At 59.9% G+C, this 25,225-nt stretch carries 26 protein-coding genes and 1 pseudogene; 12 read left to right on the top strand and 15 right to left on the bottom strand.

The genetic code is table 11. The annotated features are described in order from the left end of the window. Positions 1-8 precede the first annotated feature (8 nt). Positions 9-392 (top strand): diacylglycerol kinase, encoded by a 384-nt coding sequence (locus QO002_RS13630; protein ID WP_307230516.1) that lies wholly within the window; start codon positions 9-11, stop codon positions 390-392. A gap of 5 nt (positions 393-397) precedes the next feature. Here QO002_RS13630 and QO002_RS13625 read toward each other — a convergent pair whose 3' ends face one another. Further along, entirely contained in the window at positions 398-1,933 is a 1,536-nt protein-coding gene (locus tag QO002_RS13625) for a sensor histidine kinase (protein WP_307233379.1), read from the bottom strand. A 107-nt stretch (positions 1,934-2,040) separates the two neighbouring features. Between QO002_RS13625 and QO002_RS13620 the strand changes: the two genes are divergently transcribed. The 5 genes from QO002_RS13620 to QO002_RS13600 all read left to right on the top strand — a co-directional run bounded on the left by QO002_RS13620 (position 2,041) and on the right by QO002_RS13600 (position 4,764). Next, positions 2,041-2,574, top strand: a complete 534-nt coding sequence (locus QO002_RS13620; RefSeq protein ID WP_307230514.1) for a thermonuclease family protein — start codon at positions 2,041-2,043, stop codon at positions 2,572-2,574. A gap of 86 nt (positions 2,575-2,660) precedes the next feature. Then, positions 2,661-3,293, top strand: coding sequence for a uracil-DNA glycosylase family protein (locus tag QO002_RS13615; protein WP_307230512.1), 633 nt, complete (start codon positions 2,661-2,663; stop codon positions 3,291-3,293). A gap of 67 nt (positions 3,294-3,360) precedes the next feature. Beyond that, a complete protein-coding gene (locus tag QO002_RS13610) occupies positions 3,361-3,849 on the top strand; it encodes an Lrp/AsnC family transcriptional regulator (RefSeq protein ID WP_307230510.1) in 489 nt (162 codons plus the stop codon). A gap of 104 nt (positions 3,850-3,953) precedes the next feature. Continuing rightward, complete coding sequence (locus QO002_RS13605; RefSeq protein ID WP_307230508.1) at positions 3,954-4,175, top strand: hypothetical protein; 222 nt, start codon at positions 3,954-3,956, stop codon at positions 4,173-4,175. Further along, positions 4,156-4,764, top strand: a complete 609-nt coding sequence (locus QO002_RS13600) for an ATPase (protein WP_307230506.1) — start codon at positions 4,156-4,158, stop codon at positions 4,762-4,764. Before QO002_RS13605 ends, QO002_RS13600 begins: the two co-directional genes overlap by 20 nt. Before the next feature lie 17 nt (positions 4,765-4,781). On the opposite strand, the gene QO002_RS13595 is transcribed toward QO002_RS13600, so the two are convergent. Further along, complete coding sequence (locus tag QO002_RS13595) at positions 4,782-5,651, bottom strand: NAD(P)-dependent oxidoreductase (RefSeq protein WP_307230504.1); 870 nt, start codon at positions 5,649-5,651, stop codon at positions 4,782-4,784. Positions 5,652-5,915: 264 nt separating this feature from the next. Next, positions 5,916-6,740, bottom strand: a complete 825-nt coding sequence (locus tag QO002_RS13590; protein WP_307230501.1) for a class I SAM-dependent methyltransferase — start codon at positions 6,738-6,740, stop codon at positions 5,916-5,918. Between the two features lie 137 nt (positions 6,741-6,877). On the opposite strand from QO002_RS13590, the gene QO002_RS13585 reads away from it, so the two are divergent. Next, positions 6,878-7,603 carry a DUF2270 domain-containing protein gene (locus tag QO002_RS13585; protein WP_307230499.1) on the top strand — a complete coding sequence of 242 codons (726 nt, stop codon included), beginning with the start codon at positions 6,878-6,880 and terminating at the stop codon, positions 7,601-7,603. 25 nt (positions 7,604-7,628) lie between these two features. Here the strand turns inward: QO002_RS13585 and QO002_RS13580 are convergent, their stop codons facing one another. The 4 genes from QO002_RS13580 to QO002_RS13565 all read right to left on the bottom strand — a co-directional run bounded on the left by QO002_RS13580 (position 7,629) and on the right by QO002_RS13565 (position 10,697). Next, complete coding sequence (locus tag QO002_RS13580) at positions 7,629-7,895, bottom strand: usg protein (RefSeq protein WP_307230497.1); 267 nt, start codon at positions 7,893-7,895, stop codon at positions 7,629-7,631. 153 nt (positions 7,896-8,048) lie between these two features. Then, a complete protein-coding gene (locus QO002_RS13575; RefSeq protein ID WP_307230495.1) occupies positions 8,049-8,879 on the bottom strand; it encodes an ABC transporter permease in 831 nt (276 codons plus the stop codon). Further along, on the bottom strand, positions 8,876-9,679 hold the full coding sequence (locus QO002_RS13570) for an ABC transporter permease (RefSeq protein ID WP_307230490.1): 804 nt from the start codon (positions 9,677-9,679) through the stop codon (positions 8,876-8,878). The genes QO002_RS13575 and QO002_RS13570 overlap by 4 nt, the downstream gene beginning before the upstream one ends. 235 nt (positions 9,680-9,914) lie before the next feature. After that, on the bottom strand, positions 9,915-10,697 hold the full coding sequence (locus QO002_RS13565) for an ABC transporter substrate-binding protein (RefSeq protein ID WP_307230489.1): 783 nt from the start codon (positions 10,695-10,697) through the stop codon (positions 9,915-9,917). A 384-nt stretch (positions 10,698-11,081) separates the two neighbouring features. Here QO002_RS13565 and QO002_RS13560 point away from each other — a divergent pair, with 384 nt between their 5' ends. Beyond that, positions 11,082-13,214, top strand: coding sequence for an OmpA family protein (locus QO002_RS13560; protein ID WP_307230482.1), 2,133 nt, complete (start codon positions 11,082-11,084; stop codon positions 13,212-13,214). A gap of 98 nt (positions 13,215-13,312) precedes the next feature. Then, complete coding sequence (locus tag QO002_RS13555) at positions 13,313-14,044, top strand: polysaccharide deacetylase family protein (RefSeq protein ID WP_307230480.1); 732 nt, start codon at positions 13,313-13,315, stop codon at positions 14,042-14,044. 12 nt (positions 14,045-14,056) lie between these two features. On the opposite strand, the gene QO002_RS13550 is transcribed toward QO002_RS13555, so the two are convergent. The 5 genes and pseudogenes from QO002_RS13550 to QO002_RS13530 form a co-directional block, all read right to left on the bottom strand. Continuing rightward, the gene (locus tag QO002_RS13550; RefSeq protein ID WP_307230478.1) at positions 14,057-14,563 is read right to left on the bottom strand and encodes a GNAT family N-acetyltransferase; all 507 of its coding nucleotides are present in this window, start codon (positions 14,561-14,563) and stop codon (positions 14,057-14,059) included. 186 nt (positions 14,564-14,749) lie between these two features. After that, a pseudogene (locus QO002_RS13545) lies at positions 14,750-15,874 on the bottom strand (IS5 family transposase). Between the two features lie 196 nt (positions 15,875-16,070). After that, complete coding sequence (mobB, locus tag QO002_RS13540) at positions 16,071-16,586, bottom strand: molybdopterin-guanine dinucleotide biosynthesis protein B (protein WP_307230476.1); 516 nt, start codon at positions 16,584-16,586, stop codon at positions 16,071-16,073. Between the two features lie 7 nt (positions 16,587-16,593). Next, positions 16,594-17,235: a molybdenum cofactor guanylyltransferase MobA gene (mobA, locus tag QO002_RS13535; RefSeq protein WP_307230474.1), complete on the bottom strand. Its 642-nt coding sequence runs from the start codon at positions 17,233-17,235 to the stop codon at positions 16,594-16,596. A 25-nt stretch (positions 17,236-17,260) separates the two neighbouring features. Next, positions 17,261-18,154, bottom strand: a complete 894-nt coding sequence (locus QO002_RS13530) for a DMT family transporter (RefSeq protein ID WP_307230472.1) — start codon at positions 18,152-18,154, stop codon at positions 17,261-17,263. A 444-nt stretch (positions 18,155-18,598) separates the two neighbouring features. On the opposite strand from QO002_RS13530, the gene QO002_RS13525 reads away from it, so the two are divergent. Then, positions 18,599-21,136 carry a methyl-accepting chemotaxis protein gene (locus tag QO002_RS13525; protein WP_307230470.1) on the top strand — a complete coding sequence of 846 codons (2,538 nt, stop codon included), beginning with the start codon at positions 18,599-18,601 and terminating at the stop codon, positions 21,134-21,136. 69 nt (positions 21,137-21,205) lie between these two features. Here QO002_RS13525 and QO002_RS13520 read toward each other — a convergent pair whose 3' ends face one another. Then, positions 21,206-21,568, bottom strand: a complete 363-nt coding sequence (locus QO002_RS13520; RefSeq protein WP_370878489.1) for a nuclear transport factor 2 family protein — start codon at positions 21,566-21,568, stop codon at positions 21,206-21,208. 59 nt (positions 21,569-21,627) lie between these two features. Beyond that, positions 21,628-22,617, bottom strand: a complete 990-nt coding sequence (moaA, locus tag QO002_RS13515; protein WP_307233375.1) for a GTP 3',8-cyclase MoaA — start codon at positions 22,615-22,617, stop codon at positions 21,628-21,630. Positions 22,618-22,964: 347 nt separating this feature from the next. Between moaA and QO002_RS13510 the strand changes: the two genes are divergently transcribed. Both QO002_RS13510 and QO002_RS13505 read left to right on the top strand, forming a co-directional pair. Then, on the top strand, positions 22,965-23,339 hold the full coding sequence (locus QO002_RS13510) for a gamma-butyrobetaine hydroxylase family protein (protein WP_307230468.1): 375 nt from the start codon (positions 22,965-22,967) through the stop codon (positions 23,337-23,339). Positions 23,340-23,436: 97 nt separating this feature from the next. Continuing rightward, a complete protein-coding gene (locus QO002_RS13505; protein ID WP_307230466.1) occupies positions 23,437-24,045 on the top strand; it encodes a pyridoxamine 5'-phosphate oxidase family protein in 609 nt (202 codons plus the stop codon). Positions 24,046-24,134: 89 nt separating this feature from the next. On the opposite strand, the gene QO002_RS13500 is transcribed toward QO002_RS13505, so the two are convergent. Next, a complete protein-coding gene (locus QO002_RS13500; RefSeq protein WP_307230464.1) occupies positions 24,135-25,199 on the bottom strand; it encodes a GGDEF domain-containing protein in 1,065 nt (354 codons plus the stop codon). Positions 25,200-25,225: the final 26 nt, after the last annotated feature.

Genomic DNA, 25,225 nt, shown 5'->3' with positions numbered 1-25,225 from the left:
AAGGCTGAATGACGAAGCCGTTTGAAAAATTGACGGGCATCTCGCATTTCATCGCGGCTGCCACCTATTCGTTCGGCGGGGCCAAGCGGCTGCTGGGGGAGGCGGCCTTCCGTCACGAGCTTGGGGCTTTTGTCGTGGCCATGATCGCGTTCGTGATCGTTGGCGCGACCTTCTTCCAGTATCTGGCGATGTTCCTGCTGTTCCTGATGATGGTCGCGTTCGAAGCGATCAACACGGCGATCGAGGAAATCGTCGATCGTGTCTCGCCGGAAATTTCCGACATGGGCAAACATGCCAAGGACCTGGGGTCGCTTGCCTGCCTCTGCGTGATCGTCGCCAATGCGGGTTACGCGTTCTATGTCGTGTTTCTCGCGAAGGTGCTGGCCGGCTGAACCAATCAGGCGAAGCTCTTGCGGCGGCGTTCGATTTCCGGCGCATTCTCGACTGCAGGGACACTCTGCAGCACGCGCTTTGAAGGCAGGATGGCGATGGCTTCCGTGCCTTCACGCAGGCGAGAGCGCAGGATGAATTCGCCATTGTGCTTGGCAAGGATGGCCTGAACGATCGGCAGCCCGAGGCCGGTACCCTGTTCGGCGCTCTTGATCGCGATCGAACCCTGTCCGAAGGCGGAGAGTACGATGGGGATTTCGTCTTCCGGAATGCCGGGGCCGTTGTCCTTGATAGACAGATATTGCCCTCCACCCGCCGTCCAGCCGACCTTGACGCTGATTTCTCCCCCGGACGGCGTGAACTTCACAGCGTTGGAGAGCAGGTTGAGAACGACCTGGCGCATGGCCTTCTCATCCACCCAGACGGCCGGCATGGCGCGTTCGAACTGGTCGGAGATGGTGATGTTCTTGGCGCGGGCCTTCAGTTGCACCATGCCGATGCAATCCTCGGTGATCTCGACGAGATGGATCGCTTCCTCGCTGAGGTCGTATTTGCCGGCCTCGATGCGCGACAGGTCGAGGATTTCGTTGATGAGATCGAGCAGGTGTTTTCCGGAGCGGTGGATGTCGCCGGTATATTCCTTGTAGATCGGGTTGTTGAGCGGCCCCAGCACCTCGGTTGCCATGACTTCGGAAAAGCCGAGGATGGCGTTGAGGGGGGTGCGCAGCTCGTGCGACATCGAGGCGAGGAAGCGCGACTTCGCAAGATTTGCCTCTTCAGCCCGACGGCGCGCTTCGTCCGACATGGATTTTGCGACCTCGAGTTCGGCGATCAGATCGTCCTTTTCCGACTGGACGGAAAGGATGTGAAGGTTCGCCCGATGCATGCGGTTGGTCATGAACACCAGGAAGACGAGCGAGGTGCAGATCACCGCCGTCAGTGCCATGGTCGAAGGCGAACCGCTGAGCAGCGACAGGGCGGCCAAGGTGATCACCACGGGAGCGAAGGTGATGACCAGCGCATTGCGCAGCAGGAAGGTGCCCATCGCCGTTGCAGCAAGCGCGATCAGCAGGGCTGCGCCCTTGTAGAACCCGAACGTAACGGCGCCGCATTCATCGCATTCCTGCAGCAGGAAGACGGCCCAGCACGCGCCGAACAGCGCCTGGAACACAAACAGGCGCCGCCGCCATGTGGCGACCTTCTCCGCCGGCATTTCCCTGGATTTGGCCTTGCGGGCAAGCATGATGCCGAGGGCATGGACGCACAGCGTCAACACGCCCCAGGTAATCAGGTGCAGGCTCTGGGACAGGTAGACGCCAATGCCGGTGATGAAGGCGATGAAGACCGGCATGGCAATCGCGCCATGCAGCATCGAATCGATGTGCAGGGCTATCATGTCCTTGTCGAAGCCCGACATGTTGGACGGACCGATCTGCAGGCGTTCGCGACTTGCGCGCACGGCTTTGGACACCGCTTTGTTGCGGTGACTGCGCGACTTGTCGACAATGATCTTGTCGGTCGAGGTGCTGACGCCCTGATTCATGGTCTCAAACGGCATTAATGAAATCCTATCAACGATAAGAGCAAATTCTTAAGAAGTTGCTGCCGCTCGTGGAATCGGCGATTCCTTGAGCAAATAACGAGATGAAAATGATACGGCTGAGGGAACGACGCGGTGGCCTTTTGCGGGATGTGCTGCTGACTGCGGTGCTGCTCGGCCTGATGGCTCTTGTTGTGGCGCGTATTGATGAAGCCAACCGGATCTTCCTTTCCGGCAGCACCCGCGTGGTCGATGGCGATACATTGGTGATGGGTGAGGAACGCATCCGGCTCCTCGGCATTGATGCGCCGGAACTGCAGCAGATCTGCCTCGACGGTGAGACGCCCCGCCATTGCGGGCAGGAATCCAGAGCGCAACTTGTCGAAATGGTGGCTCAGGGACCGGTTGAATGCTCCGGCCATGCGAAAGACAAATATAACCGGTTGCTGGCGGTTTGCGTTGCCGGTGGGCGGGAACTTAATGCAGCGATGGTGCGTGCCGGCCAAGCAATTGGCTACGGTGGCTACAAGGATGAAGAGCGCATTGCGCAGGCCGAGCGCCGGGCCTTTGGGCCGGCACATTCGACCCACCGCAGAATTGGCGCAGGCAGCATGGCGGAATGGAGGAGGCACCCCATATGGTGAGCAATATCCTGTCGCGGCTGATCGAGCGCATGTTTGCGCTGGTCGGCGGCATCTGACGGACATTGAGCCCGCAAGAGGAAAACAGAATGACCGAGAGCGGGTCCATTTCCGAGCTTCGCCAGTCCATCGCCGCCTGCCGGCTCTGTCGCGACGCCCCGTGGGGCGGTCCGCAGAACCAGCTGCCGCATGAGCCAAGGCCGGTGGCGGTGATCTCTGACAAGGCAAGGGTCCTGATTGCAGGGCAGGCGCCCGGGCTGCGCGTCAACAATACCGGCCTGCCGTTCAATGATGCTTCGGGCGATCGTCTGCGGCAATGGCTGGATGTGGCGCGCGAGGAGTTCTACGATCCAGACCGGTTTGCCATAGTGCCGATGGGCTTTTGTTTCCCCGGATACGACGCCCACGGCAGCGACCTGCCGCCGCGGCGCGAATGTGCACCGACATGGCGGAGCCACGTCATGGAGGCGATGCCGCAGATCGAGCTGATCCTGGCAATCGGGCAATATGCCCAGAGGTGGCATCTGGGCGATCGTCGCCGCAAGTCCATGACGGAGACGGTGGAGAACTGGCGGGCATTCCTTGGCGTCAATCAAGGCCCTGTCGTGCTGCCGATGCCGCATCCGAGCTGGCGCAACACGGCGTGGTTGAAGAAGCATCCCTGGTTCGAGAGGGATCTCCTGCCTGAACTCCGTAAGCGCGTGAAATCATCGCCGGCTTGAAAAAAAATTCTTCCATTTGGGAAAATTCCCGTTATGAAAGGAATAATATTCGAAGGGGGCTTCACCGATGGATCGTCTCGATCGCAAAATCCTGCGTCTTCTGCAGGAGGATTCCACACTCGCCGTAGCCGATCTTGCCAAGAAGGTCGGTCTTTCCACTACGCCCTGCTGGCGCCGTATCCAGAAGATGGAAGAGGAAGGCGTGATCCGCGGGCGCGTCGCGCTGCTCGATCCGGTCAAGATCAACACCAAGGTCACCGTCTTCGTTTCGATCCGCACCAACGCCCATTCGATCGAGTGGCTGAAGCGCTTTTCCGAGGTTATCGGGGAATTTCCGGAAGTGGTCGAGTTCTACCGCATGAGCGGCGACGTCGATTACCTGTTGCGCGTCGTCGTGCCGGATATCGCCGCCTATGACGCCTTCTACAAGCGGCTGATCGCCAAGATCGAAATCCGCGACGTCTCCTCCGCCTTTGCGATGGAGCAGATCAAGTACACGACACAGCTGCCGCTGGACTACATGATCCTCGAACAGGCGAAGTCTGCGGAGGATTGAGACGATAGCCGGATCGCCGTACAGGTTCATATGAGCTCTTAACTTTGACCTTTCGCGGGCATATGAAGATATAAGCTCGTAGTCCCGCGAAAGTCTCCAAGAACATGACCACCATGAACGCCATCGAAAGACTTCACCACCGCGAAAGCTTGTTGATTATTTCAGCCGAGGCGCGTCGTGCCGCACGGGAGGGAGATGTGTCGGTGTTTTACATCAATGATGCTCGATGCAATGCGGGTGTGGTTGAGCTTCGGCCGGATGGACAGAAATTGCGCCATATGAAATCACCAGTTGACGGCGGCAAGAATGGCGAGCGACACGCCTGAACTCGTCGTGCTGGCGGGGCCTAATGGCGGCGGGAAATCCAGCTTTCAGGATATCTTTCTCTTTCCTGGTGTTTTCATCAATGCTGATCTGAACGCTCGCAAGATCGATCCCGATCAGCCTGAACGTGTTTCGCTACCGGCTGGTAGGGAAGTCTTGCGTCGGATCACTTCTCTTTTCCACGATCGTGAGACCTTTAGCAGTGAAAGCTCGTTGAAGATAATTATGGGCGCAAAGGAGAGAGGATACCGTATCCTTCTCGTCTTTATCGCACTGGCTACCATCGATCTGCATGTTCTCCGCGTTCGTCAACGTGTTCAACTCGGTGGTCATGACATCCCTGAAGATGTCATTCGCCGCCGTTACAGCCGATGTTTCCACAATCTTGGACGAGCAATCCCTCTTTGCGATGCCGTATTGCCTTACGACAACAGTGGAGAAGAGCCGGCAAAGAAGCTCGAACTGGTCGATCGCGATATAGTCTTTACCGGGCTTGATCCCACCCATCCGCTCGACCACCAATTTCACGCTTGTGTCTCATCGGCGCTGGATATTGATCCCGGCGATGCCTGGATTAACCGAAGCTGTTAAACAGGCTTCCTGTCTCTTTATTTCTCCAACCGTGCCAGCAGTGAGGACGTGTCCCAGCGGTTTCCTCCGAGGGCCTGGACGTCGCCGTAGAACTGATCGACCAGTGCGGTTACCGGCAGCTTGGCGCCGTTGCGGCGGGCCTCGGTCAGCACGATATCCAGATCCTTGCGCATCCAGTCGACGGCGAAGCCGAAATCGTATTTTCCGGCGTTCATGGTCTTGTGGCGGTTTTCCATCTGCCAGGAGCCTGCGGCACCCTTGGAGATGACGTCAACGAGACCTTCGACGTCAAGGCCTGCCTTCCTGGCGAAGTGGATGCCTTCGGCAAGGCCCTGGACGAGGCCGGCGATGCAGATCTGGTTGACCATCTTGGAGAGCTGGCCGGAACCGGCGGGACCCATCAGGCCGACCATGCGGGCGTAGGCATCGATGATCGGGCGTGCTCGATCGAAGGTTTCGGGGGTAGCGCCGCACATTACCGTCAAAAGACCGTTTTCTGCGCCGGCCTGGCCGCCGGAGACCGGGGCGTCGATGAAATGGGCACCGCGGGCGGTTGCGGCGGTGTCGAGTTCACGGGCTACCTCGGCCGAAGCGGTGGTGTTGTCGATGAAGACAGCGCCTGCCTTCAGAGTCTCGAAGGCACCATCCCTGGCTATCGTGACGGAGCGCAGGTCGTCGTCATTGCCGACGCAGCAGAAGACGAAATCGGCACCATCGGCAGCCGCGGCAGGCGTTTGCGCAGATTTTCCACCGAATTGAGCGACCCATTTTTCCGCCTTGGCTGATGTGCGGTTATAGACCGTGACATCATGGCCGCCCTTGACTTTCAAGTGACCGGCCATGGGATAACCCATCACGCCAAGACCAATAAACGCAACTTTCGCCATTCCAATTCTCCCGAGACTGCATGCTTGCTGGCTATCGCTTTAGCCGATGCGGGCAGAGCAAGGAAGATGCGAGGGTAAAAGACGGGGGCAGGTCGGCGCGAAAGTCTTGCCGCAGCGGAACTTCGAAAGCAGTGGAGCAGGGGTATTCGCCTGATATTCCGAGCCAGCCGCCCCCTCATCCGGCCCTTTGGGCCAACTTCTCCCCGCCGGGGAGAAGAAAGAGCACGCCGTCGCTCAGGGGGCAGATCGACCCTCTAAGGTCGATCAGGCCTTTTCGCCGAGGAAGCGCGCGATCACAAGGTGGCCGCCGATCGGTTCGCCTTCTTCGAGACGCACGGTGATATCGGCAACTTCGAGGATATTGAAACCGATTTCGCCAAGCCGTTTTTCGACGTAGGCACGGGAATGGGCAAAACGCTGATGCGGACCGACCATGAAATTGCGGCCTGCGAGCGCTTCTTCGGGCAAGGTTTCGCTCGAGAAGATGACGAGACCGCCGGCATTGAGGTTTTCGGCAATGCCGAAGAACAGGCCTTCAAGGCCGCCGAGATAGGGCAGAACGTCGGTGGCGGTGATCAGGTCGAAGGGGCCGTCTTCATTGTCTTCGAGGTAATCGACGACTTCGGCGACATAGAGCGTGTCGTAGACATCCTTGTCATGGGCGATCTCGACCATGTTTTCGGAGAGATCGACGCCGGTGATATCGTCAGCCATGTCGCGCAGGACGCCGCCGGTGAGGCCTGTGCCGCAGCCGAGGTCGAGCGCCTTTTCGAAGGGGCCGAGGCTCATGGCCTGCAGCCTTTGGCGCACCATCATCGGCACATGATATTGCAGCTGTTCGACGAGCACATCCTCGAACACTTCGGCATGCTGATCGAACAGGGTCGCAACGTAGGCGTCCGGGGCCTTGTCGGGCGTTTCGCCACGTCCCATCGAGGCGATGCGCACGGCAGCGCCGCCATGGTCCTCGGGGTCGATGGCCAGGACTTCCGCGTAAGCCTTGACTGCCGCTTCGACGTCGCCGGATTTCTCCAGGGCGAGCGCGCGGTTGTAGGCTTCGGCGAGGGCTTCTTCGTCAATCTTCTGCATGGCCGGTGTTTACGGCTCCCGGTCGCATTTGGCAATCCAAAAGCCGGATTTGCGGCGAAAACCACCGCAGAAAGGCGTTTATTGATGCCCCAAACGAGCGCATGATGCGGAAAACAATAGTATCGGGAGGAGATGCCATGGCCATGGAGCTGAGCCCGCTTGGGCTGATCAAGGATGGTGCGGAGCCGAAAAGTCCGTCCCTGCCGGCGAATTCCTCCGAGACGCTGACGGCGGTCGTGCACTACTATCGCGGCGAGATGGCGCGCATGGCAGGCTGGCGCGACCGGATCGACCGGACCTCGAACTGGGCGATCACCGTGGTTGCCGCGCTTCTTTCGGTCTCGCTCTCGACACCCTCGTCCCATCATGGCGTGCTCTTGTTCGCGATGCTTCTCGTTTCGCTGCTTCTCTATATCGAAGCGCGACGCTACCGGTTCTTCGACGTCTATCGCGCCCGGGTGCGGCAGCTGGAGCGGGGGTATTTCGCGCAGATATTGTCGCCGCAAGGCACCGGTTCCATCAACTGGGCGGCCCCGATTGCTGCCAGCCTGCGCCGGCCGGCGTTTCTCATGAGCTACCGCGAAGCGATCTGTCGGCGTCTGCGGCGCAATTACTACTGGATGTACATCATCCTCGCCCTGGCCTGGGGATTGAAGATTACCTCGCCGACGCTGCAACCGGATGGAAGCCCGACCCGCTTCATCGAGGGCTTAAGCGACGTCGCCGCCAATGCCAGCCTCGGACCCATCCCGGGATGGCCGGTCCTTGGGCTGGTCTTCTGCTTCTACGCCGTTCTCACCTATGGCGCGTTTCATCGCGAGCCGGGAGAGGGCGAGCTTGCCCATGGCGAGGTGCATGTCTGATCGCCATGCGGGGGCGCGCGGTCTGTCAGTTGATGATGAACTCGCCCTGAAGTGCGCGCCAGTCCGACGCTGAAATCAGCTGGCGGTGAACGAAGCGCACCGAGTGCAGCGGACCGTCCAGGGTTTCGCGCCAGAATTTCAGGAAGCTTTTCATCTCCGGAAAGTCCGGGGCCAGGTCATAGTGCTGCCAGACGAAGCTCTGCAGCAGTTTCTGATGATCCGGCATGCGGTAGAGGATTTCGGCCGTGGTGAGGCCGTATCCCTTCATCTGCATTTCCAAGTCGTTTGCCATGTGACCTCTCATCCTGCGGAGTGATGGTCCCTATAAGAGAACGACTGAAGCGGTTAATCTATTGCTAATGTTATGGAGTGGGATGAAAAAATTCTTTTATCCCAAAGACTTGGCAGTCATCACTGTGGAGTGCTGCCAAGTCTTTGTGTGGCTTCATCGCTTCAAATGCCGTGTCAGGCGCGCTTCCAGCCATGCCCAGAGGTTTCGCAGAAGCTCGACCATGATGAGGTAGAGGATCGCTGCCCAGATATACATCTGGTAGTCGAACGTCCGGGAAAAGGCGCGCCGGGTTTCACCCATCAGGTCGAAGACCGTGACGATGGCGACGATCGCCGAGCCCTTGATCATCAGGATGATCTCGTTGCCATAGGGGCGAAGCGCCACGATCATCGCCTGCGGCAGAATGACCTTAAAGAAGGCAATGCTGCCGGGCAATCCGAGCGCTGCGGCACCCTCACGCTGGCCGCGCGGTACGCTTTCGATTGCGCCCCGCAGGATCTCTGCCTGATAGGCTGCGGTGTTGAGCGTGAAAGTGAGCAGAGCGCAGTTCCACGCCTCGCGGAAGAACCACCACATGCCGATCGACTGAAGCTCCGGGCGGAAGCTGCCAAGCCCGTAATAGACGAGGAACAGCTGAGTGATCAGTGGCGTGCCACGGAAAAAGTAAACGTAGCCGTAGGCGAACCACGACAGAACCCTGTTCTTCGACATGCGCGCAAACGCGAGCGGCAGCGAGATCAGTGCACCGAGCGACACGGAGCAGAACACGAGAAGAAGGGTGACGCCGAGACCGGAGACGAAGCTCGGTCCGTATTTCGTGAATTTTGCCGGGTCCCAGCCATCAACGACGATCATGAAAACGCCGACCGAGGCGGCAAGCCAGACGCCGAGGAGTGCACGCCCGAAGAAGCGTTGGACGGTATAGGCCTTCATGGCCTCCGGCGGGGCGGGCTGCGGGGGGATCATGGTTTCGATCACGCTCATCGGGCAACCTCCGACCGCTTGGCCCAGCGTTCCAGCGCCGAAAAGACGAAGGACGACGCCATGGCCAGAATGAGGAACAGCAGGCAGGCGACACCGAAGAATTCAAAGGCCTGCTTGCTGACACGGGCCGCGACCCCCGTCTGGCGCAGGATATCCGGCAGGCCGATAACGGAGACGAGTGCTGTATCCTTGAGCAGGGCCATCCACAGATTGCCAAGGCCCGGCAGCGCAATGCGGATAAGTTGCGGCAGGACGATGAGGCGCATCGTCTTGCCGCGGTGAAAGCCAAGCGCGTCGCCGGCTTCATATTGGCCGTGGGGGATCGCCTTGAAGGCCGACATCAGCACTTCCGAGCAATAGGCTGAAAAGACGACGCCGAGCGCGATCATTCCTGCGAAGAAGGCATTGATCTCCACCGGTCCTTCATAGCCGACCGAGGCAAGCAACCGTTGCACGAGGATCTGCAGGCCGTAATAGACGATGAACAGTGTCAGGAGCTCCGGAAGACCCCGGAAGATGGTGGTGTAGATATTGGCCGCCAGCCGCAGCGACTTCTCCCCGGATTGCTTCGCAAGCGCGATGAAGAAACCGAAGAACAGGCCGACCGGCAGCGTGCATATTGCAAGCGACGCGGTTATTCCAAAGCCATAGGCGATCTCGTCGCCCCAGCCAACATCGCTGCAGGCGAGAAGACTATCCGAACCAAACAGGCGGAATATACCGATTGGACCACACAGCGGATTTATCAGCGATCCGAGCCAGGATACGGCTGAAAAAATGGCGGTAAAAATTCCGCTCATACCAGATTATTCCCCTTCGAAGCCCCCTAAGCGCGTGCGCGCTTTGGTTTTTTGTTTTTCGCATGCTGTTTTCGCAAAACCGCTTCACACTTTTGCGCGCATGCTTGAGAAGTCTTTGAGCTTCTTCTTATCTAGCTGTTGTCAAACAAAAACGGCGGGAGGACAAGCCTCCCGCCGTTGCATTTTCTGCGCCTTGCACGGCTTTGTCGAAGGTTCGCCGTGGCTGTGCGTATAATCAGCCGCCGTAAACGTCGAAGCCGAAGTACTTGTCGTTGATTTCCTTGTACTTGCCGTTGGCGCGGATGGCGTCGATGGCCGCATTGAACTTTTCGCGCAGCGCGTCGTCGCCCTTGCGAACGGCAATGCCGGCGCCTTCGCCGTTGATCACCGGATCGATCGGCAGCGCGCCGAGCAGCTTGCAGCAGGCGCCGTCTTCGGTCTTCAGCCATTCCGAGAGGACGACGATATCGTCGATCACGCCGTCGATGCGGCCGTTGGCGATGTCGAGCTTATACTCTTCCGAGGTCGGGTAGAGCTTCAGCTCGGACTTCGACATATGCGCCTCTGCATAGTTGGCGTGGGTCGTCGACCCCTGTGCGCCGAGCGTCTTGCCGGCGAGCGCGTCTTCGGTGGCTTCGGTGATCGTCGAGTCCTTCGGCACCACGATGGCCGGGCCGGTGTTGTAGTACTTGTTGGTGAAGTCGACCTTTTCCTTGCGCTCCGGCGTGATCGACATGGAGGCGATGATCGCGTCGAACTTCTTGGAAATGAGAGCCGGGATGATGCCGTCCCAATCCTGGGTCACGAAGGTGCAATCAGCCTTCATCTGCTCGCAGAGCGCCTTGGCGATGTCGATGTCGAAACCGGTGAGCGTTCCATCGGCTTCCAGGTTGTTGAAGGGCGGATAGGCGCCTTCCGTACCAATGACGATCTTTTCGCCGTCGGCCATGGCCGAGGTGGCCATCAGCGCGAAAACGGCTGCCGAAACGGCGCCAGCGAAACGTTTGGAGATACGCATTTTGATCCTCTCTGTTGGCGAGCATCCGATTATTTCTCTTGTTCGGATGTCGATAAGCCCGGCCTCTCTTGGGCCGGTCTCATTGGATATTCCTACGCTTCAAAGACAAAAATCAACAGAAAAACAGGGGTATTCCAGCGATTTTCGTTAAAAGACGGCGTGCGCGTGCTGGCCGAAAGCGTTGGTGCGCCTATCTCACGGCTCGATGAACGGCGCATTCATCGCGAGTTAATCCGGTTTTCCCTAGAACGGATGACGGTTCGATGCGAGTGCCTGGGATTGGCGCCATGGATCAGCCACCGGGCGTCCGCAGTAAGACGTCAGAAATACGAGTCGGATCGGCAGACCTCTGCCATCGATGCCGGCCGCACAGGAGGAAACACGATGATCAAGCGATCCAGACTTTTTGCAACGGTGGCCTTTCCCGTTCTGTCTGTCTCCCTTGTTTTTGAACCGGCGCTTGCCGAAAGCCTGAAAAAGCCTTTCGAAATCGCACAGGAAGAAAGCATCCAGGCGCCGGACGGCGAACAGGCGCCTGAAGAGCTCTTGCGCAAGAAGCACAAGAAGCGCGAGCAGGTTGAAGAACAGCCGCAGGAGGCCCAGCCGGAGCAGCAGCAGGCGGCGCCTGAGCAGCAGCCTGCCGAAGAACCGCAGGAAAAGCCGCGCCGTCGCAAGCAGCGCGATGCCGAGCCGCAGCCGGAAGCGCAGCCAGAACAGCAGCAGGAAGCTCAGCCGGCCGAAGAGCAGCCGGCGCCGAGCGAAAAGAAGCACAAGAAACGACAGGACGCGGAACAACCGGCAGCCGAACAGCCAAAGGAAGCCCAACCCACCGAAGAGCAGCCTGCAAAGCCGCAGGAAAACAAGCGTCGCAAGCAGCGCGATGCCGAGCAGCAGGAACAGCAGCCTGCGGCCGAGGAAAAACCCGCACAGGCCGAGCCGGCGCAGAACGATGGTGCGGACAAGGCCACGCAGGAGCGGCGCAAAAAGGCGCGCGAGGAAAAGCTCAAGCGTCAAAAAGCCGAAGAGCAGCAGCAGGAGGCTCCGACCGCCAAGCCGACGGAGCAGGCCCCGGCCGACGAAGCCAAGCCCGCTATCGACGACGCGACCAAGGCTGCCGAGGAACGCAAGCGTGCCCGCGAGGAGCGCCGCAAGCTTCAGGATGCCGAGCAGAATCAGGAGCAGCCGGCCACGGGCGACCAGGCAAAGCCCGCGACCGACGGCGAATTGCGCCCTGCGATCGACGGTGAGAATGCAGAGGGCCGCAAGCCCGGCGATCGGCGCAAGCCACGGCCGGAGGTGAAGGACACCCGCACGGAAGCTGAAAAGGAAAAGATCGCCGAAGATCCCTCCAAGACCAGCGAGACGGTCGTGCTTCCGACGGATAATGGTGCAGCCGTTCTCGACAGCGACAAGGACGCCGATAACCGGGGCGGCAACGATGCCCGTGAGCACCGCAGAAAGCAGCGCGAACAGACCCGTGTGGAAGAGGACAAGGTCGAGGTTCCGAAGTCGGACGCCGAAGCGCAGTCCAAGCGTCGTGATCGCAGGCCGACCCGTGAGGAGCTTGGCGAAGCGATCAACGAGAAGGGGCGCCGGATCGACACTGTACCGGAATTCGGTCTGCCCGACCTGATCGATGCCTTTACGGGCAACAACCGCGAACGTCCGCGTATCGAGGAAGGCCGCAACAACCGGACGGTCATCGACTTCGGTGACCAGGTGATCGTGCGCAGCGATGACCGCCCGCGCCTGCGCCGTGATGCCCGTGATACCTACTACGAGGAGCTGCCGCGCGGTCGCACCCGCGAGGTCATCGAGCGTGGCGATGGTGTTCGTGTCGTGACGATCTACAACCGCTATGGTGATATCGTTCAGCGTTCGCGTATCGATCAGGACGGGCGCGAGTACCTGATGATCTACGCGCCGGAAGCCGACGAAGGCCCGCGCCCGCCGATGGTGGACGTGGGCGACGATCTGCCGCCGATGCGTCTGCGCGTGCCGGTTCGCGACTACATCATCGACACGTCGAGCCAGCCGGATCGTGACTATTACGACTTCCTGGCCGAGCCGCCGGTGGAACAGGTGGAGCGGACCTACACGATCGACGAGGTGAAGAACTCGGCCCGTATCCGCGACAAGGTGCGCCGTATTGATCTCGATACGATCACCTTTGCCACGGGCAGTGCCGAAGTGCCGTTGTCGCAGGCCAAGACCCTGCGCAAGGTGGCCGACGCCATGCTCGAAGTCATCGACAAGGATCCGGGCGAAACCTTCTTCATCGAAGGGCATACGGATGCGGTCGGCTCGGACGATTCCAACCTCGTGCTTTCGGACGAGCGGGCCGAATCGGTCGCCTCGCTGCTGTCTGAGGTTTACGACATTCCGCCGGAGAACCTCGTGACCCAGGGGTATGGCGAACGGTATCTGAAAATCCGCACCGACGGTGCCGAGCAGCAGAACCGCCGGGTGACAATTCGTCGCGTAACCCCGCTTGTCAGGCCGGTTGCACAGAATTGATCTGGTCGTAAACGGCCGAACGGTATAGGCAGATGCAGCCCGGCTTTTTCGCCGGGCTGTTTTTGTTTTTCTTCCATCGCTGAGCCCGTGTCGCCGCTATGAAACAGCTTGTCCTGCTTGTTGCCCTCGCGGCTGCTTTTCCCGCCGCTGCGGCACCGAGCCGCCTGTCGGAGCCTGCGCTGAAGATCCAGCCTTCAGGCAAAGGGCATGCGCCGCGGGTTGCGCTCACCTTCGATGCCTGTAGCGGCCAGACGGACATGCGCATCCTGCAGACGCTGGTCGACAATGCCATTCCGGCAACGATCTTCGTTACGGCGCGCTGGCTGAGGCGAAACGATGCGGCGCTGGCGGTTATGAAGGCGCATCCGGACCTGTTCGAAATCGAGAACCACGGCGCCATGCATGTTCCGCCGGTGGACCGGCCGGCGTTGATCTATGGTATCGCTGCTGGCGGCAGCCCGAAGGCTGTTGCGGCCGAAGTCGAGGGCGGGGCCGCGGCCATGCGCGAGCGCGGCCTGGAGCCGCACTGGTACCGCGGCGCGACGGCGAAATATACGCTGAGTTCCATCGCCGAAATCCGCATGCTCGGCTTTCGGATCGCCGGCTATTCCGTCAATGGCGACGATGGTTCGCTGCTGGGCGCAGCCGGGGCAGAGAAGCGGTTTCGATCAGCGCGCGACGGCGACGTGATCATCGCCCATATCAACCAGCCGACCCATGCTGCAGGGCAGGGCGTGGCGCGGGGCATTCTCGCACTAAAGGCGAAGGGATACAGCTTCGCCAAGCTCGATGATGCGACCGAGGACGGCAGTGACGGCACGGTGAATTGAGAGATTGTTGCGTCAGCAAATCGGGTTGCGCAGTTGCAAAACCATCAGGCAGTCTTCGTACAACGTTCCATCGACAAGCAAGCCGCCGGGATCACGACCATATGCGGCGAAGCCATGCTTCTCGTAGAAGCGAATTGCCCGTGCATTGCTCTGAGTGACAACCAGGTAGAGGAAGGCGACATCGCGCTTTGCTGCCTCGATCACCGATTTCATCAGCAGCCCTGCGGCACCGCTGCCGCGAGCCTTCGGCCGCACGTAGACACTGGAAAGGTGTCCGCGGTGAGCAGTCTTGGCACCAGATTCGGCACGGAAACCGGCGATGCCAACAAGCTCGTCGGCATCGAACACACCAAAAGTACCCCCGCGTGACAATCGGGCGCTCCATTCCTCGTCATCAATAGTGGCCTCTTCCTCCGCTGAAGATTCGAAATTTGCGGGCTCCAATATCAAACCTTCTCGCCGGAGGTCCTTAAAGACCTCTACGTCCTGGCTGCTCAGGCGACGAACAAGGAGTTCCATTTTTCCCACCATCGCTGGATACGATCTCGCGGAGCCTAACCGGCCTTAACAGGTTGCGGAAATAGCGCTAATTTTTCTACCGATCCTCGCTAGACGGTTCGAAGACGAGCGGGGATGAGGCTTTTTCAGCGGCCTTTTCGGTCCTTTTGTCGTCATCCGCCCTGTCTCGGCGGATTGCGGGCGCGATTATGCCGTCGTCAGCAGCTTTGGCAGCCTCACCAGATTATAAGCCGTCGCTGTCAGGGTGAACATCCAACCGACGCGATCCTTTCCGCGATGGCGGGTCTTGCGCATTCCGCCGCTGGTCTTGGCCCAGCCGAATACCTCTTCGATGCGTTTTCGGATGCGCTGACTGACAGCGTAGCCGGGGTGATGGGTGGTACGACCATCGATGGTTGAGCGTCGGTTCGCCGTGTTCTGAGCAACGTGTGGCGTCACCTTGATATCCCGCAAGGCGGCAACGAAGTCTGCCGTATCGTAGGCTTTGTCTGCAGCCAATGTGATGCGATGACGACCATCCATGCGGCCCACCATATCCAGTGCAGCCTCGCGCTCTGCGGTTCCTGTCGCATGGGTCAGCGTGGCGTCGACAACCAGCCCGTTGCGGTTTTCCAGGGTGACGTGGCCCATGTGGCAAAGCTTGGCCGCCTGCCCACGGGCCTTCTTGTAAAGCCTGGCATCCGGGTCGGTGGTCGACGCGTGAGTTGCGTTGCTGCGCTTCTCGCCGTGGAAATCCCGCTCAGGGTTGCGTGCCGTAGCCTTTGCGGGCTTGTTCGCGTCAGCGCCGGAGCCGTTGTTGTCATCACCGTCACCATCAGTCTCGTCCTTGGGCTTGAAGCTCTTCATGCTGGCCCAGGCTTCGATCAAGGTGCCGTCCACCGAGAAGTGCTCGTCTGACAAGAGAGCCTTAACTCGCGGCTGGCTCAGCAATGCGGCCAGGAACTTGGCGGCGATGTCGCCAGCCAGGAGCCGCTCACGGTTCTTGGTGAACACGGTGACGTCCCAGATCGGCGCGTCCATCGACAAGCCGACGAACTATCGGAACAACAGATTGTAGTCCATCTGCTCCATGAGCTGGCGCTCCGAGCGGATCGTGTAGAAAGCCTGCAACAACAGGGCGCGCAGAAGCTTCTCCGGCGGGATCGACGGGCGGCCGATCGCTGAATACATCGCCTCGAAATCAGGCGACAGAACTTCCAGTGCCTCGTCGACAATCGCGCGGATTGCCCGCAGCGGATGGCTTGTCGGAACGCGTGCTTCGCAGCTCACATAAGAAAACAGACCCGCCGTCTGGATATCACTGCCCCGCATGTCCTGCTCCTGCCGGCCAATCACTCGGGCATGGAATCACGGCAGTCCGCTCGCAGCAAGCGCCTTTTTCCGCATCCTGTTAAGGGTGAGAGTCCACGGGATGCATTTGATTGCGTTGCTGGTTGGATTTCATCGCGACGGCGGGCGTCTCCTCTATAGACCAAGAGTTTGCGCGTCCTTTTACCGCTTCGGCAGGTTATGCCGACTTAAGCCCGGTCACGCGCTCCACGAAATCGGCGATGGTCACTGTGTCGTCGAGATCGAAGATCTCGAGATTGGTGTCGCTGATCTTATGATCGGCAGCGATGGCGAGGATATGGGGGTCGGTGGGAGCCAGCGGTTCGCGGTTGGCGGCTTCCAGGCGGCGGGCTTCGATCTTGGGGATCGGCTCGCGTTTGTAGCCCTCGATCAAGACGAGATCGCAAGGAGCGAGGCGGGCGAGGATTTCTGCAAAGCTCGGCTCGGGCGCGCCGCGCAGTTCGTGCATGATGGCATAGCGGGTGCCGGAGACGATAGTTACCTCATGGGCGCCGGCCTGACGGTGGCGGTAGCTGTCGGCGCCGACCTTGTCGATATCGAAATCGTGATGGGCGTGCTTGATGGTCGAAACGCGGTAACCACGGCGGGTGAGTTCCGTAACGAGGCGGACGGCAAGGCCGGTCTTGCCGGAATTCTTCCAGCCGGCGATTCCGAAAATCTTTGGTGTCGTCATCGTGGCGCTATCCCTGGTTTGGCAGCATCTGCCCTGCCCATGCCAGTTCCTCCGGCGTATTCAGATTGAGGAACGGCCTGAGCGGGCTATCGGTCTCTTCTGGCGGATCGAAGTTTACGGCGATCATGGGGTGTCGAGCAATGAAAGCCCGTACGCGCCGCTTGTCGTCGTTACCAAGGAAATTCTCAAGGTCATCCGCGATCACGACGGGCCAGAGCCCGAAGACAGGATGCATGTTACCTTCCGAAAAGGCGATGGCAATGTCCTCCTCTGAGCGTATAGCCGCCTTTAGCCTTGCCACGAGGTCCAGCGGGAAGAACGGCGCGTCGATCGGAACGGTGACGACGTGGGACGTGGCCGGATCGATGCGCGCTATGTGCCTCATCGCCGTGAGGATGCCGGCGAGCGGGCCGGCATGGCCGCCGATCTCGTCGGGGACTGGAGAGAACCCGCAAAGGCCTTCCGCCGGGATCGGGCCGTTCCAGTTCAGGTGCAGAGCGCTCACCTGTGGCGCCAGACGGTTGGCGGCGCGGGCGAGCAGCGTTTCGCCGCCGAGGATGGCCAGCGCCTTGGGGCTTCCCATACGGGAGGAGAGGCCGCCTGCGAGAATGAAGCCTGGTGGTTTGATGAGGCTGGTTTCTTCCTGCATTGGTATCCTTACGGCGATCCCGTGCTTATTCGCCCGAAAGGCGCCGCGCAGCAAGCCTGCGGCTGTTTTCGCGGGCAAAGGCGTAAAGGCCGGAGGCGATGATGATACCGACGCCGATCATCGTCCAGATGTCAGGGGATTCGGAAAAGAACAGGACGCCGATACCGATCGACCAGATCAGGCTGGTATAGCGGAACGGGGCGATGATGGCGATTTCGCCATGGCGCATGGCAAGCACGATGCACTGGTATCCGACGAGCAGCAGCAGGCTTGCGGCGGCAAGGTGAAGCACCGAGGTCCCGGTCATCGGCTGCCAGCCACCAAGCGGCAGGACAAGCACTGCACCGGTGAGCGTGATGATGACCGCGGTTGTCGCGGAGATGAAGAGCGATGGGATGTCGGCGGCGATGCGGCGAGTGGAGAGGTCACGGGTGGCAGCTGCGACCACCGAGGCGATGACGGCGACTGCTGCGGATGTAAAACCTTCAGGACCTGGGCGCAGAATGATGAGGACGCCGACGAAGCCCGCGAGAATGGCGAGCCAGCGCCGCCAGCCGACAGGCTCCGACAGGAAAAGAGCGGCGCCCAAGGTGACGGCCAGGGGCAGCGCCTGCAGGATCGACGAGGCATTGGCGAGCGGCATTTCGCCGAGCGCCGAAATATAGGTGATGGACGCAATCACCTCCGCGACGATGCGAAGCGCAATGATCGGGCTGAGCAGAAGGCGAAGGGAACGGAAGGCGCCGAAATGGCGCGCCAGCAAGAGGACCAGAACGGAGGTCATCGCGCCCCGCACGAGCATGATCTGGCCCGCATTCATGACGCCGGTAACCGATTTCACCAGGGCATCGTTGACGGTAAAGCCAGCCATGGCGAGGCACATGAAAATTGCGCCGCGCAAATTCGCCGAAGATTGCATTTCCAATTCCTGGCCGGCACTGCCGGCATCCGCTGAGCTGCTTGTGGACTACATGGCCGATGCTTGCACGCGGCGACGTTGCATATCTGTAAAGCACCGGCATCCGTTTTGTGCAACCGCGAATTCTACCCTGTTTCATTTCGAGGCAGACAGGTGAAAGTTTAGGCTGCTGATTTGACTACAGAACCAAGAACCATTGCTTTGAAAGCCCTGTACTTTCGCGGTTAAGGTCCCGGTTTTATTGAGACAATATTAAGTATCAACACCTATCGTCGCGGTACTCCGCTTTGGTGTCGCATGATGCGATTCTGGTTGACGTAGGGTTAGTCGACTTCCCCGACGTTGCTCACGAGAAAGACCGCGCACCCGCCCGTGCATCGGTCGCAAGGCCCGTCCTTGACGCGGCCGGCGGGAATGTCCGGTTTGCCAAAGATGGAGTTTGGAATGTCCCTGATCGATCGTTCGCTGCAGCGTCTGCGCATCGTTACAAAGGTCCTGCTGTTTGTCGTGCCCCTCGTCGCCCTGATCGCGGGTATAGGTCTCGTCGGCTATTTCACGGCCAGCACGCTGAACGGCCACATGACGGTCACGCGCGAGACCATCAACAATCTCTCTGATTTCCAGGCGTTGCGCAGTGGTTTGCAGACGTTTGCCGATCGGACGACGAGTGAAAGTCTCAATGAGTTGAAGGCGCGGATCGCCGATCAGGAAGCTGGTATCGAGCGGCTGAACGGCCTGCTCGTCGAAAGCGCTGACAAGGCAAAGATCGAGCCGGTGGTGGCGCTTGGCCCGGCCATGCTTGCACGGGCCGAAAAGCTCTGGGCGATCAAGACCGAACGCGACGTTGTCACGGCCTCTCTTGAGGCGGCAATGGCCGACATGACCGCGCAGGGAACTGCCGCGTATCGTCAGGTCGATATCATCCGCAAGGAATCGGATGACAAGGAAGCCTTTGCCAAGGCACTTCTGTTCGATGCCGCCGCCTATCAGGGGCTTGCCGAACGCACCAAGAAATTCCGTCTGCCTGTGACGCTCGGCGCGACCGCCGATGCCAAGGTCAGTGCCGCCATCACGTTCCTGCCGCATCTTCTCAAGCAGATCGAGGAAGCCGAACATATCGCTTCACCGAAGGTGCAGGAGCAGATCAAGGCGCTGAAGACCGAAGTGCAGAAGATCAGCGACGTGCTTAAAAGCGCCGAAGACAACGAAGCCAAGAAGCTCGAGTTCATTCCTGCCCTCAGCAAGCTCAGCAAGTTCGAAGCGGATTTTGCCAAGCAGGCCGCCGTCAACTCAGACACTGCTGCCAAGCGATTCGTCGGCATGGACGCCGAAGTGACCACGCTGAAGACGCTGATTTCGCTGATGAACGACACCTTCAAGGGTCTAGACATGACCCGCTTTCATATCAGCGAATTGCACCGCGCGCTGGATGCCAAAAGCCGTCGACACGTAACCGACGATATCGCCGCGGTGAAGGCAACCGCAAGAAAACTTTCCCAGCTTGGCGCCAAGAACGCTGCACTGCGTGATCTCTCCGACAAGCTTGCGCCTTCGCTCGCCAATATCGGCACGGGTTCTGCCCAGCTGATCGACGTCGGCGAGCGCTGGCAGGGCGGCAAGACCGAAGCCTTCGATCTCGTTGCTATCGCCAGCCAGACGCTCGAAAGCTTCGTCAGCAATGCACAGGAAGCGGGCAAGAAGGACAGCCAGCGTTCGGCCAATGTCTCGATCATCGCCATGGTGGCCGGTACGTTGCTCGCGATCATCGGCGGTTTGATGTTGGTCGAAACCCTGCGCGGTCCGCTGAAGCGCGTGACCGAAGTCATGACCCGCCTTGCCAATGGCGATCTCGAAGTTGCCATTGAGGGCCGCAACCGCGGCGACGAAATCGGCGACATGGTGCGCTCGGTCGCCGTCTTCCGAGACAATGCTGTCGAGAACGTTCGCCTTGAGCAAGAAGCCGAGGCAGCACGCGTGCTTTCAGCCGAAGAGGAGGCCAAGCGCAGCCGCGAACGTGCACGGATCGAAGCCGAACAGATCGAGGCTTTGAACGCACTCTCCGACGTGCTTGGCCAGCTTGCCGACGGCAATCTTGAAGCCGGCATGGCGGAGGATCTGGGCGCGGACTACGTGATGATGGCTCGTACGTACAACAACGCCGTGGAAGCGCTGCGTGCGACGCTGACGGATGTTCGTATCGTCACTGGCGAAATTACCGGTGGTACGGGCAATCTTTCGGCCTCCGCCGACGATCTCGCCCGTCGTACCGAGCAGCAGGCCGCCGCCCTTGAGGAAAGCTCACGGGCGCTGCGCCAGCTTACCGAGATCGTTCGCTCGACCGCCGAAAGCGCGCGCAAGACGACGGTATCTGTTGACGAAACCCATAGTTATGCGCGTCACTCGGGCGAGGTCGTCAGCAAGGCGATCGAGGCGATGGCGGCGATCAATCGCTCATCCGAAAAGATCAGCACGATCATCGGCGTGATCGACGAAATCGCCTTCCAGACCAACCTGCTGGCACTGAACGCCGGCGTCGAGGCGGCCCGTGCCGGTGAGGCGGGGCGCGGCTTTGCCGTGGTTGCGCAGGAAGTTCGCGAACTGGCGCAGCGCTGCGCCGGTGCTGCCCGCGAGATCAAGGGCCTGATTTCCGACAGTGCCCGGCAGGTGCGAGGCGGCGTCGAGCTGGTTCAGGAGACCGGCAATGCGCTGACCGTCATCAACGACCATATCTCGACGATCCACCAGCTGGTGAGCAACATCGAGGCCGCTGCTGCAGACCAGTATCGCGGGCTCAACGAAGTCAACCAGGCGGTTCATGAAGTCGAACTGCTGACCCAGCAGAATGCTGCGATGGTCGAGGAAAACACGGCCGAAATCCACGGCCTGCGCCAGCAGGTCGATACGCTCAACGAGAAGATCGAACGGTTCAAGACGGGAACGCGGGTTCAGCCGGTGGGCTATGGCCGGAGCTATGCTGCTTAAATAGCTGCTTCGATCGTTTGCAAAGCGAAAAGGCCGCGCAGCGACGCAGGCCTTTTGCATACCGAAAGATCAGTCAGACGCCTTCTGGACCGGGCCGCCCGGTGGCAGGCCGAAGAAGACCTCGACAGAGCGGATGCGTCTATTGGCGATCGTGAAAAGTTCGGTGTTGCGAAAGAGTTTTCCGCGGTGGGACTTGCCGTCATAAAGCACGAAGCAGCGGTCGCCCAACATGGCGAGATGGCGGATATCGAGGGATTCGAAGCTGCCAGCCGCCGGCCAGCATCGTTCGAAATAGGTCGCGCGATCAATATGGTCGTCATAGGGGCTGGTGAAGGTGAAATCGGGAGCGAGAAGGGCTTCCATCCGGCTTCGGTCCATCGTCATGTAACAATCGAAGCTGCTGCGAACCAATGTCTCGACGGCGTCCGTCATCGTTCCGCCTCCGTTGGTGATGGATGCGAACGTTCAGCCTTGCACTTTGTTCCGGAGCGTCAGCCGCCGGTGACGCTCATGTGGCGGGCGACGGCGGGGCGGTTGTGGGTGCGGTCGATGATGAAGTCGTGGCCCTTGGGCTTGCGGGTGATGGCTTCGTCGATGACACGGGAAAGATAGGCGTCGTCTTCCGAGGCGCGCAGCGCGGTTCGAAGATCGGCGGCGTCGTTCTGGCCAAGACACATGTAGAGCGTGCCGGTGCAGGTGAGGCGTACGCGGTTGCAGCTTTCGCAGAAATTATGGGTCATCGGCGTGATGAGGCCAAGGCGGCCGCCGGTTTCCTCAACCGTCAGGTAGCGGGCGGGGCCGCCGGTGCGATAGGCGTTGTCACGGAGCGTGAACTCTTCCGCGAGACGGGCGCGCATCTGCGAGAGCGGCATATAGTGGTCCGTGCGGTCCTCGTCGATTTCGCCCATCGGCATGGTCTCGATCAGGGTCAGGTCCATGGCGCGGCCATGGGCCCAGCGGAGCATGTCCGGAATTTCGCCGTCGTTGATGCCGTTGAGCGCAACCGCATTGATCTTGACGTGGATGCCGGCGGCCTGAGCAGCATCAATGCCTTCGAGTACCTTCGACAATTCGCCCCAGCGGGTGATGCGGCGGAATTTGTCCGGGTCGAGTGTATCGAGGGAAACGTTGATCCGGCGAACGCCGCAATCGGCGAGTTCGGCGGCAAAACGCGACAGCTGCGAACCGTTTGTCGTCAACGTCAATTCGTCAAGTTCGCCGGAATGCACCTTCTGCCCCAGCGAGCGCACCAGGAACATCACATTCTTGCGCACCAGAGGCTCGCCGCCGGTCAGGCGCAGCCTGCGCACGCCCTTGGCGATGAAGGCGCGACAGAGGCGATCCAGTTCCTCAAGCGTCAGCAGGTCCTTCTTGGGAAGGAAGTTCATGTTTTCCGCCATGCAATAGGTGCAGCGGAAGTCGCAGCGATCGGTAACGGAAACACGCAGATAGGTAACCGCCCGCCCGAAGGGATCAATCATCGGGGCGCTGAGATCCTTGAGGGGCGCGGCGCCGTGCCTGTCGAATGTTACCGTGTTCACCAATTTACTCCCTGGACGACAATGTCGTTCACAGAACGGCCGCGTCAAGGCGTCGGATCGGAAATCGCATCACTTTCATAAAATCAGTATCCTGTGTGGGCGCAAGCCGGACGGCCAGCAACCGACATAGGAGATCGACTGACAAGTCACAATATCAGGAAACCTGAAAGAGTGTTACGCGTCATGAAGCTAAAGGCTCCATGCTGTCCAAATCCGCAGAATTGGGGTACTGGCGTCTTGCCGGGCCGGAATCAGCCGGTCTATGCGGGATGCGGAAGGGGCGCCGGATGAGCGATGTATGGCCGACGGAGTTGCGGGTTTCCAAGGACAGGCACCGGCTGACGGTGACCTTCAATGACGGTGCTTCCTTCGAGCTTTCCGCAGAAATGTTGCGTGTCCTGTCGCCTTCAGCCGAGGTGCAGGGGCATGGGCCGGGGCAGGGTGTTACCGTTCCCGGAAAGCGCAACGTTGCCATTCTCACGATGACGGCGACTGGCAACTACGCTGTCCGGATCGGTTTCGACGACATGCACGACACCGGCATCTTCACATGGAATTATCTGCGCGAACTTGGCGAAAAGGGCGATGAGCTCTTTGCGGTCTATGAGGCAGCGCTTGCGGAAAAGGGCATGACCCGGGACAAAGCCGAGCGACCCCGTTGATCGCACAACCCCTTGAGGCGATCATGCGACGTCATCAGCCTGTCATCTTGGGCCGTCAAACAACGGAATACATGACGAATAATCAGGGAGCTGAAGGGTGACCATCATTCGCAGCGTCGAGGAGCTGAATGCGCTTTATGGCGGCACCAGCGAAGCATCCCTCGTGAAGGTGACCAAGACGCTGACGCGCGAATACGCAAAGATGATCGAAGCTTCGCCCTTTGCTGCCCTGGCTACCGTTGGGCCCGAAGGGTTGGACTGCTCACCCCGTGGCGACGACGAGCGGGTTGTTCGCATCGCCGATGACCGTACGGTGCTGCTGCCTGACTGGCGCGGCAACAACCGGGTCGATTCGCTTGCCAATATCGTTCGCGATCCGCGCGTTGCGCTGCTGTTTCTCGTTCCCGGCTCCAACACGACGATGCGGATCAACGGGACGGCCGTTATCAGCGTCGATCCAGCCTTGCTTCAGGCTTTTCACGTCGACGGCAAGAACCCCCGCAGCGTGATAATCGTGACGATCGGGGAGGTCTACTTCCAGTGCGCTCGTGCATTGATCCGCTCGCAGCTGTGGAATCCGGAGCGGTTCACTGACCCCAAAGTGCTGCCGACACCCGGCGACCTGCTGAAGGCTGCCAAGGCAGATTTCGACAGCGATACCTATGATCGCGAATGGCCGGAGCGCGCTGCAAAGACGATGTGGTAGCCGGTCCGGGCCTGAAAAGGCAACGGGCCTGATCCCAGAAGGAGCAGCCCCGTTTTTGATCGTTGAAACTGCAGACTTCGTGCTGCGGTTTATTTGCGGTAGATCAGCCAGCTCTTGCCGGCATCCTTCTTCATACCGTCCTCGAACATGACGCTGCGATTGCGGCCGGCATTCTTGGCGCAATAGAGGGCGACATCGGCCTTGTTGTAGAGATCGACCGGATCTTCGGCAGCAGACGCCTGGCAAACGCCGATCGACAGCGTGATCGGGCCGTAATTGGCGCCAGACTTCGAGTTCTTGAAGGGCGTTGTCGAGAGCGACGTACGGATGCGTTCTGCGACCTGCAGGCTCTCTTCGGGGCTGCTGTCGGGCAGGATGATCGCGAACTCCTCGCCACCCGTGCGGGCAACGAAGGCGTCACGACGCAGATTGGCGCGGATGACCGTGCCGACGGTTGCGAGGATCTTGTCGCCGACCGGATGGCCGAAGCTGTCGTTGATCTTCTTGAAATGATCGATATCGGCGATGAGGAGGCCGGTGAAGCCGTGTGCCTCGGAATTGTAGATCGCCGCGAGGCGCTCATCGAAGGCACGACGGTTGGCAAGGCGCGTCAGCGAATCGGTGTTTGCGATGCGCTTGTACTCGTCCAGCTCCTGACGGATGACTTCCATCTCGAAGGATTTCATGGAGACGTTTTCAGCGCGCTCCTTGCCCTGGCTCATGGTATCGACGGTCGCTTCCGACAGGATGCCGACCGCCTGGCGCAGCAGGTCTGCGCTGGTGTTGCTCTTGTTCGAAATATTGCGATAGGTCTCGTCGAGCACGCGGTTGTAGTTTTCGAGCGCAAACTGCTCTTCCTTGAGCAGGGAGAGAAGGTCTGTCAGGTCCCGTGCCATCTGATTGTGCACGCGGTCGATGCCGGCAGGATGCAGGTGGCTGAAATAGCGGCCACCGATCTCGTCCAGTTCTTCCTGGGTAGCACGGCTGCCGAGTGCAGCAAGCTCCTTGGTGAGCTTTGGATTGGAGCCGATATAGGCTTCATAATAGAGCTCGTAATTGCGTGGAATGGGTGAGACGCCCATGATGCGCATCGCATAGGTGACCTGCGCTGCGATATCTGGCATCTGGATTTTGCCCGCGGTTGCCGATTGCATCGGGCAACTCCTTCAGTGCTTGTTGT

This window comes from Pararhizobium capsulatum DSM 1112 (genome assembly GCF_030814475.1).
Lineage (GTDB): Bacteria > Pseudomonadota > Alphaproteobacteria > Rhizobiales > Rhizobiaceae > Pararhizobium > Pararhizobium capsulatum.
Note: the sequence above shows the minus strand (reverse complement) of the source record. Positions and strands in the feature narration are given on the sequence as shown.